The organism is Myxococcus hansupus (assembly GCF_000280925.3).
GTDB classification, from domain to species: Bacteria; Myxococcota; Myxococcia; order Myxococcales; family Myxococcaceae; genus Myxococcus; species Myxococcus hansupus.
This window is the reverse complement of record NZ_CP012109.1, coordinates 9,431,438-9,445,269: the sequence shown is the minus strand read 5'-3', so window position 1 is coordinate 9,445,269 and position 13,832 is coordinate 9,431,438. Positions and strand designations below refer to the sequence as shown.

General features: G+C 70.0%; 13 protein-coding genes. 2 read left to right on the top strand and 11 right to left on the bottom strand.

The window, feature by feature from the left end; all coding sequences use genetic code 11:
* Positions 1 to 6: 6 nt before the first annotated feature.
* The 3 genes from nadE to A176_RS37335 form a co-directional block, all read right to left on the bottom strand.
* Complete coding sequence (gene nadE / locus A176_RS37345) at positions 7 to 1,899, bottom strand: NAD(+) synthase (protein ID WP_002637988.1); 1,893 nt, start codon at positions 1,897 to 1,899, stop codon at positions 7 to 9.
* An 82-nt stretch (positions 1,900 to 1,981) separates the two neighbouring features.
* Positions 1,982 to 2,638: an LON peptidase substrate-binding domain-containing protein gene (locus tag A176_RS37340; RefSeq protein WP_002637987.1), complete on the bottom strand. Its 657-nt coding sequence runs from the start codon at positions 2,636 to 2,638 to the stop codon at positions 1,982 to 1,984.
* A gap of 46 nt (positions 2,639 to 2,684) precedes the next feature.
* Positions 2,685 to 3,320: a hypothetical protein gene (locus tag A176_RS37335; RefSeq protein WP_002637986.1), complete on the bottom strand. Its 636-nt coding sequence runs from the start codon at positions 3,318 to 3,320 to the stop codon at positions 2,685 to 2,687.
* A gap of 60 nt (positions 3,321 to 3,380) precedes the next feature.
* Between A176_RS37335 and A176_RS37330 the strand changes: the two genes are divergently transcribed.
* Entirely contained in the window at positions 3,381 to 4,391 is a 1,011-nt protein-coding gene (locus A176_RS37330) for an alpha/beta hydrolase family protein (RefSeq protein WP_002637985.1), read from the top strand.
* Positions 4,392 to 4,811: 420 nt separating this feature from the next.
* On the opposite strand, the gene espC is transcribed toward A176_RS37330, so the two are convergent.
* Positions 4,812 to 7,352 carry a serine histidine kinase EspC gene (espC, locus tag A176_RS37325; RefSeq protein ID WP_044889882.1) on the bottom strand — a complete coding sequence of 847 codons (2,541 nt, stop codon included), beginning with the start codon at positions 7,350 to 7,352 and terminating at the stop codon, positions 4,812 to 4,814.
* A gap of 137 nt (positions 7,353 to 7,489) precedes the next feature.
* On the opposite strand from espC, the gene A176_RS37320 reads away from it, so the two are divergent.
* A complete protein-coding gene (locus A176_RS37320; RefSeq protein WP_002637982.1) occupies positions 7,490 to 7,711 on the top strand; it encodes a DUF5683 domain-containing protein in 222 nt (73 codons plus the stop codon).
* A gap of 45 nt (positions 7,712 to 7,756) precedes the next feature.
* Here A176_RS37320 and A176_RS37315 read toward each other — a convergent pair whose 3' ends face one another.
* The 7 genes from A176_RS37315 to A176_RS37285 form a co-directional block, all read right to left on the bottom strand.
* Positions 7,757 to 8,884 (bottom strand): HupE/UreJ family protein, encoded by a 1,128-nt coding sequence (locus A176_RS37315; protein WP_002637981.1) that lies wholly within the window; start codon positions 8,882 to 8,884, stop codon positions 7,757 to 7,759.
* Complete coding sequence (locus A176_RS37310; RefSeq protein ID WP_044889883.1) at positions 8,881 to 10,101, bottom strand: tetratricopeptide repeat protein; 1,221 nt, start codon at positions 10,099 to 10,101, stop codon at positions 8,881 to 8,883. The genes A176_RS37315 and A176_RS37310 overlap by 4 nt, the downstream gene beginning before the upstream one ends.
* 135 nt (positions 10,102 to 10,236) lie before the next feature.
* Positions 10,237 to 10,824 (bottom strand): putative glycolipid-binding domain-containing protein, encoded by a 588-nt coding sequence (locus tag A176_RS37305; RefSeq protein ID WP_002637979.1) that lies wholly within the window; start codon positions 10,822 to 10,824, stop codon positions 10,237 to 10,239.
* A 17-nt stretch (positions 10,825 to 10,841) separates the two neighbouring features.
* Positions 10,842 to 11,501, bottom strand: a complete 660-nt coding sequence (locus A176_RS37300; RefSeq protein WP_002637978.1) for an HAD family hydrolase — start codon at positions 11,499 to 11,501, stop codon at positions 10,842 to 10,844.
* Between the two features lie 84 nt (positions 11,502 to 11,585).
* Positions 11,586 to 12,170 carry an ExbD/TolR family protein gene (locus A176_RS37295; protein ID WP_002637977.1) on the bottom strand — a complete coding sequence of 195 codons (585 nt, stop codon included), beginning with the start codon at positions 12,168 to 12,170 and terminating at the stop codon, positions 11,586 to 11,588.
* Positions 12,171 to 12,193: 23 nt separating this feature from the next.
* Entirely contained in the window at positions 12,194 to 12,682 is a 489-nt protein-coding gene (locus A176_RS37290) for an ExbD/TolR family protein (RefSeq protein ID WP_002637976.1), read from the bottom strand.
* Between the two features lie 119 nt (positions 12,683 to 12,801).
* The gene (locus A176_RS37285; protein ID WP_002637975.1) at positions 12,802 to 13,542 is read right to left on the bottom strand and encodes a MotA/TolQ/ExbB proton channel family protein; all 741 of its coding nucleotides are present in this window, start codon (positions 13,540 to 13,542) and stop codon (positions 12,802 to 12,804) included.
* Positions 13,543 to 13,832: the final 290 nt, after the last annotated feature.

The window sequence follows — 13,832 nt, the reverse complement described above, 5'->3', positions numbered from 1 at the left end:
GGCGTGCTACCCCGGGCGCATCCACTCCGCGCTGGTGACGACGGGAAGCTGAAGCGCGCGCTCACGGTCCAGGTCCAGGTTGCCGATGTGCAGCGACAGCGGCGACTGCACCCACTTGTAGATGGACTGCTGGAAGAGGCGGACGAACTTCTCCACGTAGCCGCCGAGCCGCGCGGACTCCACCTCCGGGAACATGGCGGTGAGGGCCTGGAGGATTTCGGCGGGCGTCAGCTTCTCGCTGCCGTACAGGTAGAAGCACGCATCCAGGATGGGGAACGGCATCAGCTCGTCCTCGCCCACCTGGTCATGCGCCAGCTCCGGCCCCGCGGGCTTGGCGAGCACCTTGCGGATGCCCTCGTAGCCCGTGGTGTTCTGGAGGTAGTCGAGCAGGTACATCACCACCGTCTTCGGCACGTTGGCGATGACGGCCAGCGCGCCCATGAGGTCACCGCCAATGGTGGTGTAGCCCACGGACTTCTCGCTCATGTTGCCCGTCTGGAGGAACAGGCCGCCGCAGGAGTTGCTCCAGTTCCACATGCGCTGCGCGCGCAGGCGGGCCTGGATGTTCTGCTCCGTAATCGGCGTGACCTCCTTGCCGCCCAGCATCGTCTGGGCCACGGCGCGCTCGCGCTCGAAGGCCTCGTCGATGGACACCACCTGGAAGGCCACGCCCAGCTCGCGCGCCATCGTCTCCGCCGCGTCGCGCGTGGCGTCGCTGGAGAAGCGGCTGGGCATGTAGAACGCCTGGATGAGCGAGCCCGGGTTCTCCGGCCGCGCCCGCTTCGCGTAGCGGTGCGCGATGAGCAGCGTCAGCAGCGAGTCCCGCCCGCCCGACAGCGCGATGCCCAGCACCTTGAAGGCGCGCGTCTTCTCGAAGTAGTCGCCCACGCCCAGCGAGAGCGCGTCCAGGATGTCCTCGCACAGCGCCTCGCGCGCGCCCCGCCGCGTGTCCGGCGACGGCAGGAAGAAGCTGCGGTGCGCGGGCACCGGATACGTCAGCGCGTCGCGCCGCGTCCGCACGGCCTCGGTGCAGTCCAGCACCGGCACCTCCTGGCCTCCCGCCGCGAGCCACGACTCGCGGTCCACGCGCCACGTGGTGGCCTCCGCGCGCAGGCGCAGGGTGCGGTCCAGGTCCACCACCGCCGCCGCGTAGCCCTCCTGGAAGCGCGGCGTCTCCATGACGTGGCGCCCGTTCTGGTTGAGGAAGCCGCCGCCGTCGAAGATGAGGCCGTCGTTGCTGCCCACCGCGTTGCAGTAGGCGATGGTGCACTGATGGTCCGCCGCGCGCGTGGCGATGAGCTCGCGCCGCGTCTCCACGAAGCCCAGCCGGAAGGGCGACGCGGACAGGTTCACCACCAGCTCCGCGCCGGAGTACGTGCGCCGCCGCATGGGGCCGTCCGCGCTCCAGATGTCCTCGCAGACCTCCGGTGACACCACGCCGAAGTCGAAGCGGAACAGGTAGTCCCCCAGCGGCACGCCGCGGTGGACCTCCGCCATGCCCGCCTGGCCTCGGCCGAAGGTGCGCGCCTCGTAGAAGACGCTGTAGGTGGGCAGCTTCTCCTTGGGGACCAGGCCCAGGATCCGGCCACCGGCCACCACCGCCGCGCAGTTGAGGCGCAGGCCCTGGTGCGCGATGCCCACGCCCACGACGAAGACGGTGGACAGCGACGCCGTCTCACGCGCGAAGCGCTCCAGCTCCGGCCACTGGCGGTCCATGAAGCCCTGCCACTGCACCATGTCCTCGGCCGGGTAGCCGGCGATGACCTGCTCCTGGAAGACGCCCACCGTCACGCCGTCCGCCGCCATCTTCCCGGCCTGGGCCAGCGCCTTGTCCGTGTTCCGCGTGAAGGCGCCCACGGTGGTGTTCACGCTGGCAAGCCCGAGCTTCACGAGCCGCATGGTTGTCGCTCCCGTCCCTTTCGATGCCACGTCCGGGGCGCAGCAATGCGCGGCCCGACGCGCAAGGCAAGCGCAACCCGCCTCAGTTCAGGGGGCCCGTGGGCCGCAGCGGCTGGAGCCGGCCGATGAGCGCCCCCACGTCCTCCAGGACGCCCTCCAGGCGCCGCTTCACGTCCAGCTCCGCCAGCAGCGCCTGCCGCCGCTCCGGCTCTGGAATGACGGCCGAGGCGACCACATCCGCGAGCATTCCACCCTGGGCCCGCGCGGCCACCGGCAGCAGGTTCTCCGCGAAGGACGGCGGCACGCGGCCGGCCAGCTCGAAGACGGCCTGCCGGAGCTGCTCCTCCTCCGGGCCCTCGTAGGGGAAGTCCGGCAGCGCCTCCGCCTGGACCTCGCGGTAGGCCTTGTCCTCTGTCAGCTCGGACGTCATGCGGACGCGGCAGACGCCCTGGAGCAGGATGTTGTAGCGGCCCTCTTCCACCTGTTCGTCCCAGACGATGACGCCCGCGCACATCAGGGGCTGCATGGGCGGACGGCCCCCGTAGTCGCCTTCCCAGCCCGGCTCCAACTGGGACAGCGCGAGGATGCGATCTCCCGCCAGCGCATCCCGGACCAGCGCCCGGTAACGCGGCTCGAAGATGTGCAGCGGAATGACGGTGTGCGGGAACAGCACCGCCGACGGGAGGGGGAAGACCTTCAGCGCGCTGGCGGCACGCTCGATGCGTTCTTGAGCGGTCATGGGGGGCACCTTGAAGTGATAAGCCCGGCGCCCCCCGGCTGCATTCCTAACGGGCGTTGGGATGATACGCCTTGTTCCATCGCAGGTGCGGTACGTGTGCCTCCAACCACTGGAGGGCCACGTGCGAGGCCTCGTTTTCCACCGCCCCCTGCCGGACGGACGCCGAGGCCAGCGCGAGCTCGTGCCCAGCCCGGGTGATGTCCTCCGAGCGACACCCCAGCGTGCGCAGGCGCGAGGCCAGACGCCAGGGAGACGGCGTGGTGCCACGGCGCCAGAAATGGAGCTCCACGTTGCTCCGCAGCGCCTCCACCTCGTTCCGGGCCCAGGCGGCGGGCCCAGCCGCCTCGTCCTGGAGGATGTGCTGGTGCGCGTGCACGCATGCGACCACCTGACGCCACAGGTCCCACCCGGCCCGAGGCACGCCTACCTCGAAGGGAAGGTGGAGGCAGGGGCCCACCGCCGCGACATGCCGTGGACAGGGCCGCGCCCCACCCGCGTGGCACAGGCCGCTCGGGCCGAAGGGCCCGTCGCCCAGCGAACCAGCGAGCTGGACGGCGTCGGTCTGGAAGCACCGCTGCATGTGCCGCCAGAAGGCCCGGACCTCCTCGGGTTGGATGTCGCCCTCCTGGAACCAGGTGCCGACGAGAGGCAACGCCTGAAGCATTCCCCTGAACGAACCCATTGATTTAATCATTTGATTAAAATAGTCAGGGCGTCAAGGGGCGCGCCATAGGATGGCGGCGTGTCCCGAACCCATCTGGTGGACTTCCTCTTCGCGGGCCTGTCCCGCCGCAGCCGGCTCTTCTCCCAGGGCTGGGGCAACGAGCAGTTCCTTGAGGACGTGGCCGAGGCCGCGCCCTTCCAGCACCTGCCCTCGCCCGTCACTCCGGCGTGGAGCGAGCCCCGGCTTCAACGGGGTCTCCAGGTCCGGGATGGCACCTTCCTCTCGCCCCTGGCCGGGCTGGACGCGGCGGCGCAGACAGCCCACGTCCGGTGGCTGAGCGCCGGGAATGGGAGTCCTCGCGGCGCGTGCATCGTCCTGGCCTCGTCGCGCGAGGAGGGCTTCTCGTTGCGCGAGCGCCTCTATGCGCCGCTCGCGAGGGAAGGCATCGACCTGTTCCTGTTGGAGAACCCCTACTACGGCCTGCGCCGACCGCTGGGGCAGAAGGGCGGCGCGCTGCGCACCGTCAGCGACCACGTGTTGATGAACCTGGGCATGGTGGAGGAGGCGCGCGCGCTGCTGGCGTGGCTGCGTGCCTCGGGTCGGTCGCGGCTGGGCGTCGCGGGCTACAGCATGGGTGGGTACATGGCGGCGCTCACGGCGGCGGTCGTCTCGGAGCCTGTCGCGGTGGCGGCGCTGGCGGCGGGGGCATCCCCCGTGCCGGTCTTCACCCAGGGGCTGCTGTCCTGGTCCATCGCCTTCGCCCTGCTGGATGGCCCTCGCGGGGATGCGGCGCAGGCGCGGCTTCGGCTGGGGCGCATCTTCGACCTGGCGAACCTCACCCGCTTCCCGCCACCGAAACAGCCCGACGCGGCCGTCCTGGTCGCATGCCGCCGAGACGGCTTCGTGCCTGGGGAGGAGACGCTGGCGCTCCACGCGCACTGGCCCGGCAGCGAGCTGCGCTGGGTGGATGCCGGACACGTCTCCGCGCTCTTCACGGAGCGCGCCGCGCTGTGCGCCGCCATCCGGGATGCGCTGGCGCGCTTGGAGGTCTCCGCGAGCGCTCCGGCGCGGCAGTCACCGTCCGCTTGAGGGCGCGCGTCGGGCGCGGATGCATCAGCAAGCCCGCCGACACAAACACCCGCGCCTGAGCGGACGCGCCGAGCCCGGACGCATCGCAAGCCCGCCGACGCAGGCACCCTCGCCTGAGCATGCGCGTTGGGCTCGGACGCATCGGTAATCCCGCCGACACAAGCACTCGCGCCTGAGCTGACGCGCAGGGGGCGGACGCATCAGCAAGCCCGCAGACGCAAGCACCCGCAACTGAGCGGACGCGCAGGACTCGGACGCATCGGAACTCCCCCGACGCACAGCCTCCGCATGAGCGTGCGCGCCGGGCTCGGACGCATCGGTAATCCCGCCGACGCACTGCCTCCGCATGAGCGCGCGCGCCGGGCTCGAACGCATCAGCGAGTCAGCCGACTCAGCGACTCGCGCCTGAGCAGATACACCTCAGTGACGAGTGCCACTCGCCACGGCCACGGTGGGCTCCGCCACCACGCCATCCGAGCTCACATCGGACGCCAGCGCTTCGGCGGCCGCCATCGCGGCATCCACCGTGCCCATCAATACATCCGGGCGAACGGGCTTCTCCAGCACCCGCGTGGGCACCGAGTCGATGAACGCGCGCGACTCCGGCGTGTACGCACCGCCCGAGATGAACACCACCCGTGAGGCCTGGTCCGGCGCGTGCGCGCACAGGTGCTGGTAGACGGCGGACCCATCCGTCTCCGGCATCTGCAAGTCACACAGGATGACGTCGAAGCGGTGGCCCGCGTCCACCAGCGCCAGGGCCTCGCCACCACGCGTGGTGGTGACGACGTCATGGTACGGCTCCAGCAACAGCCGCATCGACTGCGCCAGCCGCGGCTCGTCGTCCACCACCAGCACCCGACCCCGCCGGACCTTGCTGGGTGCCGGCGGCGGGCTCACGCGCGGCAGGGGCCGAGGCGGCGTGGCCACCTGCACCCGCGCGGGCGGCAGGAGCACGCTGAAGACGGACCCACGCCCCGGCTCGCTGCGCACCTCCAGCTCGCCCCCGTGCGAGCGGATGATTTGCTGGCAGATGGCGAGCCCCAACCCGGTGCCCTCGCCGCTGGACTTGGTGGTGTAGAAGGCCTCGAAGATGCGAGGCAGCACGTGCGCGGGAATCCCAGCACCGCTGTCCACCACGTCCACCCGGGCCCATCCCGTGGCATCCGTGCTGGTGCGCACGCGCACCTCGTTCATGGACGGGTTGCCCTCCGGAATCGCCTGCATCGCGTTCACCAGCAGGTTGAGCAGCACCTGCCCGAGCCGCGCCTCGCTGCCCGACACGCGCGGCACCGGGCCGAACTCCTCCACCAACCGGGCGCGGTGGCGCAGCGCGTGGCTGATGATGCGCACCGCGGGCGGCACCAACGCGTTGAGGTCCACCACCCCCCGGTCCTGGTTGCCCTGACGGCTGAACACCTGCAGGTCGCGGACGATGAGACGAATGCGCTCGGCGCCTTCCAGGGCGCTGCGCACACTCGCCATCGCGTCGCGCGTGCCGGCCATGCCGCCCTGCGTGAGGTTCCGCTCGGCGGACTCCAGGTTCAGCACCAGGTAGGCCAACGGGTTGTTGATTTCATGCCCCACGCCCGCCGCCAGCGTGCCCACGGCGGCCACGCGCTCGGCGGCCACCAGCCGGGCCTGCAGCTCCTTGGTGGCGGAGATGTCACGGTGGGTCGCCACGAAGTGCGTGACGTCCTCGTCCGAGGCGCGCACCGGGGACAGCAGCACCTCGCTCGAAACGAGCCCCCCGTCCTTGCGCAGCAACTGCACCTCCGCGAAAACCGGCTCCCCCGCCAGCAGCGACTGCCGGGTCCGCTGCCGGAACTCCAGCCCCTGCGCGCCGTAGAGCGTGCACGGGTCCTCGCCGAGCAGGTCCTCCAGCCGGTACCCCAGGAGCGAACACAGCGCCTGGTTGGCGAACACCGTGCGCAGCGCGCCGCCGTCGCGCACCTCCGCGATGAGCACGCCTTCGTGCACGCCTCGCACGGTGGTTGCCAGGAGCTGGAGCTGCCCCACCGCGCGCTGGCGCTCGGTGCTCACCGCGGCCAGCAGCAACCCGGTGACGGCGTTGGCGGCGATGAAGAGCTGCAGCACCAGCAGGTCCTGCGTCAGGTCATCCGTGGAGAAGGGCCCGTGGTCCCGCGCCGTGCCCACGATGGACGCGGCGGCGATGCACAGCGTGGCCGCCGCCGTCCCTCGGGGACCGAAGCGAAGCGCCGCCCAGGCGGACATGGGGAAGAGCAGGAAGGTCGCCGCGTGCGCCGCGCTGCGCGGCAAGTCCGGGATGAAGAAGACGGTGCAGCACAGCAGGCTGGTGAGCCCCGCGAGCCCCACCGCCTCGCTGAAGCGCCGGGGCCGCTCACACCGCCGGAACAACATCAACGGGGGCGCCACCACCAGCACGCCCATCAGGTCGCCCACCCACCCCACGCGCAGCCCCACCGCCAGGGACTCCCACGCGAGCCGCCCGCTCAGCACGAGGCTCGTCGCGCCCACCGCGGCGCCCACGCCCAGACACAACACACCCGCGCCCGCGCACAACGCGACGACGTCGCGAATGCGCTCCAGGGACGTGTCGAAGTCCACGCGTCGCAGCAGCCACGCGCCCAGCACCGCCGCCAGCGTGTTCCCCAGTCCCACGCCTACCGCGGACAGGAAGGGCACACCGGAGAGGAGCGCCATCACGGTGGCGGCCACGAAGACACCGGGCCAGCGAGACACACCCAGCACCACCAGCGCCGCCAGGGCCACGCCCGCGGGGGGCCAGGCCGGGCTGATGTTGCCGACAATGGCCACCTTCTGCCCGAGTCCGCCGGCCGCGAGATACACGACCGCCAGGCCCAGCATCTCCAACAGATGCCGGCCTTGGACTCCACGCGCATTGGCTCGGAGCAGCCCGAAGATGACCCATCCCCCCGATACCCACCCGCCGACCCGGCAGGTATCCATGGGCGCCATGCTACCTGGGGCCCCCCTGGTAATGCACCTGCCCCCCGGTTGACCGTCGGGCAAGCGTCCAGGAAGCAATAACCTACAAGCCCCGTGCAATGACTCCGGAACTGGCGCGTAGGGGAAGACAAGGAGGTCACCCAACGATGTCGCGTCCCGCTCTCGCAGCCCTGCTGTCTTTTCTCATCCCTGGCGTGGGGCAGATTTACAACGGCGACCTCTTCCGGGGTCTGTTCTGGCTCATCATCACCCCAGGCTTCTGGATTGGCACCGGGGGATGCCTCGGCTGGGTGTGCCACATCGTCGCCGCCGTCACGGCCCACAACCGGGCGGAGGACAAGACGAAGTACCGAATCACCGTCGTGTAGCCCGGCGCGGCGACGCGCGGGCGGAACGCGCCTTCCGCCCGCGTGTCAGGTAACCGACACGCCCAGCCCCAAGACACGCTGCGCCAGCCAGAAGCCCGCCAGCAGCGCGATGGCCGCCGAGCCGCCGCCCAGCACCGCGCGCCGGTAGAGCGCCGAACCCCGCAGCGCGAAGGCCAGCGGCAGGAACGCGGCCACCCAGACGAGCTGCCCCAACTCCACGCCCAGGTTGAAGCCCAGCAGCGCCAGCGTGAGGCTCCCCGCCGACAGCCCCCACCCCGCCAGCACCGACGCGAAGCCGAAGCCGTGCAGCAGCCCCAGCACGAAGACCGCCACCCAGCGCACGCCCCACCCCAGCGGACGGAGGTTGTCGAGCGCCAGCACCAGCAGGCTCAGCGCGATGGCGAAGGCGGTGAAGCCCGGCGGCGGCGACACCCACCCCAGCGTGGCCGCCGCCAGCGTCAACGCGTGCGCCATGGTGAAGGCGGACACCCCCATCACCAAATCCCAGAGCGCCAGGCGGTAGTCGGACACTTCTTCCCACCGGCCATCCGGCGCTCGCCGCAGCACCGCGGGCAGCAGCAGCGCGACGAGGAAGAGCAGGTGGTCCACCCGCGTCATCACGTGCACCGCGCCCTCCACCACCATGTGCCCCGTCATGCGCCACGGCGAGGCGCCGCGCAGGCGCACCCGCGCGAAGTGCTGCGACGCGGAGAAGATGAGCGGCGCGCCCTCCTCCGCCGCGCCCACGCGGACGATGCCCCGGTGCTGCGGGTCGCTGTCGAACAGCAGCGAATAGTCCACGTCCAGCCGCGTGACGGGCGCCGCGCAGCGCGCGTCGAAGGCCACCACCGCGTAGGCCCCATCCGAGTGCTGGGCGATGCGCAGCGAGTCCCGCGCCACCAACTCACAGGGCTGGCCGTCCGCCCCCAGCGCCAACCGGCCGAGCACATAGCGCCGGATGTCCGCCTGCCGCGCGAGCACCTCGCCCCAGGTGATGGCACCGTCTCCACCCGCGTCCAACCCGAGCACCTCGTCCAGGTCCTGGAGCGCCACGTCCCACCGGCCCGCGATGGCGCCCCCCTTGTCGATGAGGTGCAGATAGCTGTCGCTCGGCTTCTGCGCCTGGGCGGACAGGGACACCAGCAGCAGTGACAACGCGGCCATCCGGCTCATGGCGCCTCGCTCCGCGCACGTTCGGCCCAGCGCACCAGCCACGGGTCCTCGCAGCCCGTGTCCCGTAGGAAGTCCAGCGCGGGCTGGGCCGCCTCGGGCTTGCCCGCGGCCAACGCCGCTTCGATGAGGAGCCGCACGTCCCAGGGTTCGCGCTGGGTCGCCCAGGCGGCCTGCGCGAGCCGAAGTGCCTTCTCCGGCGCCTTCTCCACGTGGAGCGCGAAGCGGGCCTCCTCTCGCGCATGCACGCCGTCCCCGCGCAGGCGCCGGTCCTCGAAGCGGCGGACCAGCTCCCGGGTGAGCGCGGGCGCCCGCGAGGAGCTCAGCACGTTCTCCGCCAGCACCCGCCGGAGCAACAGCCGGTCGTCCTGCGTGTGGTCCATCACCACGACGGACGCCTCGCGCGCCCGGCCCGCGTCCAGCAGCAGGTCCGCGAAGGCCGCGCGCGCCGTGGTGTCCCGCGGGTTCAGCGCGAGCGCCCGGAGGAAGTACCGCTCCGCCTTGCCCGCGTCGCCCGCGAGCGCGGCGGATTCCGCCAGCGTCGCGAGCACCCGCGTCTGGGACTCCTGACTCCGCCCCGTCCGTCCCAGGACCTCCGCGAGCCGCGCGTGCGCCTTGCGCGAATGGCCCGAGAGGCTCCGCACCCGAGCCTCGCACACGGCGATGGACAGGGGGCTCGTCAGCGCGGTGAGCCAGTTGCAGCTCCGGGCCGCCTCCAGATGCTCGCCCTGGACGCCCAGCACCTCCGCTCGCAGCAGCCAGGCCTTCACGTTGCCCGGGTCCTCCTTCACCACCGCGTCCAGGTCCACCCGCGCCTCGGCGAACTCACGCCGGGCATGGTGGATGGAAGCGCGCAGCATCCGCACGCCCGGCGGCGGCGTGGCCGAATCCCACCACGGTGAGAGCGCCGCCTGTGCCCGGCCCAGGTAGCGCAAGTCGCCCTGTGACTGGCTCCACTCCAAATCCATCCGCGCCAGCCGCAGCGCCACGTCGAGCTGCCCCGCGTGAAGGGACAGCGCCTTGCGGAGCGCGGCGCGCTCACGGGCCCGCGCGTCGCGTTCCACGGCGGGCACGCGCGCCAGCACCACCGACTCGGACCTGGGAATGAAGGGCTCCTGCTCGCGCGCGGGAGGCGTGGGCCCGCACGCCAACCCCCATGCCGTGGCCAGGATGACCACGGCATGTCTCGCGGCGGAGCGACGGCGCGTCGGGACTCGCATGGGGCCGGCACTGTACGCAGCGACTTTCCGAATGGCGGGCGCGTGCGGACTTGGGTCTCCGGACCAACACACCGCCACGCGTCTCCACGCGCTACTCAACAGCCAAGAGGGACCGGGGTGCGTCCCCGGGGAGCCTCATTCGCCCGAGACGGCGACGCGCTCCCAGCCCGGCGGGTAGTTCGTCACCAGGCCGAGCGCGTCCACGTCCACCTCGGCCTTGAAGCTGCCGCCATTGCTCTCGTAGCGGTAGCGCGTCGGAGACAGGCGCGTGTACTGCTGGGGCAGCACCTCCACCGACAGGTCCGGCATGCGAATCCACGCGGTGCGCACGTGGGCGCTCTGCCCCACCTCCAGCGCGAGCCTGCGGATGGGGAGCGTGTTCGTGGACGGCGTGCACGCCAGGTCGATGTCCGGGCAGCCGCGCAGCTCGACGAGCTCCGTGCCCTCGTTCCACCACCGGTGCTCCGCGTCCGAGCGAAGGTGAAGCCGCGCCTCGCCCTCCACGCTGCGCCGCACCACGCTCACGTCCCGCGTCTCCCAGGCGGCGTCCGTGAGGAGGGTGTAGTCCACGAAGTACGGCTGGCCCTCGAGCACCACCACCACCGAGCCCGTCAGCTCCCACCCTTCGGTGTGCTGACGCAGCTCGAAGTACTCACTTCCAGGGGAAATCATCCGCCGCCAGACGAGCGCGCGGAGTCGACGCGGGAGCAGAGAGGAGGTCATGGGACCTCCCATCCTAATCAGGGCCGCGCGTCGCGAAGCGCCGTCAGCAGCGACTGTGCGGTGTCCGCCACCGCGCGCGCGCCGTGGGCCTTCAACTCCGCCACCTCGCGGAAGCCCCAGGCCACACCCACGCCGTACATGCCCGCCGCGCGCGCCGTGTCCATGTCGATGGACGTGTCGCCTACGAAGGCGCACTCGGTGGGGGCCACACCCAGCTCCCGGGCCAAGGCCAGCGCCGCCGTCGGGTCCGGCTTGCGCGGCAGGTCCGGCCGCTCACCGTACACGGCGGCGAAGGGAACGCCCGGCAGCAGCCTGGCCACCAAGCGCTTCACGAAGTCGTCCGACTTGTTGCTCAGCACCGCCATCCGCGCGCCGTCCCCGGCCAGCGCCGTCAACATCTCCGGGATGCCGGGGTAGTGCGCCGTCCGGTCGAAGAGGTGGTCGTCGTAGTAGGCCTTGTACGACGCCAGCACCGGTTCGAGCAGGTCCTCCCGGCCCGCGGGCACCGCCCTGCGAATCAGCTCCCGGACACCGCTGCCCACGAAGCGCAGGTAGGCGGATTCCGGATGGGTGGGCAGCCCGTGGAGGGTCAGCGCATGGTTCGTCGCGTCGGCGATGTCGCCCAGCGAATCCACCAGCGTTCCATCCAGGTCGAAGATGACGGCACGGAGCAGCATGAACACGAGTCCTTCGGAAAAACGAAAACGCCCTGGCCACGAGGACCAGGGCGTCGCGGGGCACGAGGCCCAATCACCTGGAAACTACGGCGTGGCCTTGGCGCTGGCTTCCTTCACCGCGTCGCCACCACCCGCCGTCATCACCGCGAAGTTGATGTTGTTGTAGCCCGCCGTGGCGCAACTGAACATCACCCGCTTGATGATGGAGTACTCCACGTCCTTGTGGGCCTGGATGTTGATGTCGCCCTTGAAGGAGTTGGCCGAGTCCTGCGCCATGGAGTGGAGGTCCTCGTACTGCTTCTTCATGTCCCGGAGCTTCTCCTCCAGCGCCGGGATGTTGAGGTACTCGTCCTTGGTGAAGTCCTCGACGCGGCCAATGACGGTGCCGGAGACGAGAATCTGCGCGCCGGAGACCATCACCACCGGATGCATCTCCACTTCCTGGACGTTGACCGCCTCGGGAAGCTCGATGTCCTTGGTCATGTTCAGCACCTCGCCCGTCGCGGAGAAGTTCGCGATGAGGAAGAGCACGATGATGATGAACATGTCGACCAGCGGGGTGATGAGCAGGTCGGAGTAACCGCTCTTCTTCGCGGTCGCGCCGTGCCCGAACACCTTGGAGTGCTGGAGCCGCTTGCCGTATCGCTTGCCTGGAACCTGAATGGCCATGACGTGTCGTGAGCTCCGTGTGGCTAGCCCATCGCCGCGGACACCGACACCTGGGGCAGCCCAGAGCCGATGCACTCGTCGATGATACGGACCAGGTCCTCGTAGCGGACCTTGTCTTCAGGTTGCAGGGTGATGGCGGACTGGTCCGGCAACTGCGCCTTCAGCTCCTTGAAGCGCGCCGTCAGCTTGGACAGGTCCGTCTTGCCCTTCGCATCCTTGGTGAGGGGAATCGGCTCGAAGGCGCTCTGATCCGCGGTCAGCCGCAGCTCCGTGGGCGTGATGAGCAGGCTGAGCTGGACCGTCTTGGTCTGCTCTTCCTGCTGCTGCTCCTCCTCCATGGAGGGGCCACCCGCCTGCGAAACCTGGAGCCGGCCAATCTGGGTCCAGACCGCCGTCATGATGAGGAAGCTGATGGTCACCGCCATCAGGTCGATGAAAGCCGTGAGGTTGATAGAGGTGTCGAGCGACTTCTTGCCGCCTTTTCCTCCACCTGTGTCCATTCCGCCGGCCATGGCGTTCTTCTCCTTCGGCCGCGCTCAGTGAGCGCCAGTCAGACTGATGAGAGCGCGCCGCGTGCCCCCTCACAGGGGGCATGACAGCGCGCCCGGACTCCGGGTTCCCGAAGGACTGACTACTCGTCGTCGCGAGCCGCCGACGCGGGCACGTTCAGGTTCTTGAACTTGTCCTTGTTGGCCACGATGAGGTTGAGCACGGAGACGCTGGTCTCGTTGATGTCGTTGATGAGGCTCTGCGTGCGGCCCGTCAGCACGGAGAAGGAGATCAGCGCCGGGATGGCCGTCAGCAGACCGAAGCCGGTGCAGTTCATGGCTTCAGAAATACCGTTGGCGAGAATGGTCGCCTTGTCGGCCGGGTTCACGTTCGCCACGGCCTCGAAGCAGGCGATCAGACCGGACACCGTTCCGAGCAGACCGGCGAGCATCGCCGCGTTGCCGAGCATGGCGAGGTAACCGGTGCGCGCCTCGATCTTCGGCGTCTCCCGGAGGCTGGCCTCGTCGAGCGCCGCCTGGACCTCGTCGTTGCCCTTGGGAACGTTCATCAGACCGGCCTTGATGACGTTGGTCAGCGGCGTGGACTTCTGGCCGGCCACGTAGTTGATGGCCTTGTCCAGGTCTCCCGCGTAGATGTGCTTCTTCAGGCCGCGCAGGAAGGCTTCCTTGTTGATGGAGGCCTTGCCGAAAAGGATGATGCTGCGCTCGACCATGATGGCGAGTGCCACGATGAGGCACGCCGCGATGGGGTACATACCCCACTGGCCGGCCTCCCAGCGCATGGCGACTTCTTCGAAGAAGCCCCGCTGAGGGCCGCCGACATTCGCCAGCACGGTCAGGTTCGTCACAGACGCCAGGTTCATCGAGTGTTGCCTCCACAGGCAGCTTGGCCCGCTTTAGCGGACCTTCCAAACCTGACGTCCCCCCGAGCGGACGGTCCACCCGGTTGGGCGGCAGGAATGGATGTTGAAAACGGTGTGCCGACTTTAGGAATGGGCGTCTGGGGTGTCAAGGCAGGGGCAGCGGCGTTAAGTGCTGAAATCTCACAGGAATTTTGCGCTCAACCCCCTCTTGCCAGCCCGGACTCCAAGCAGCATTGCGGGCATTTTCGGGGGGATTCCCAACAGGCTCCAGATGTGACACCGCGCTCGCT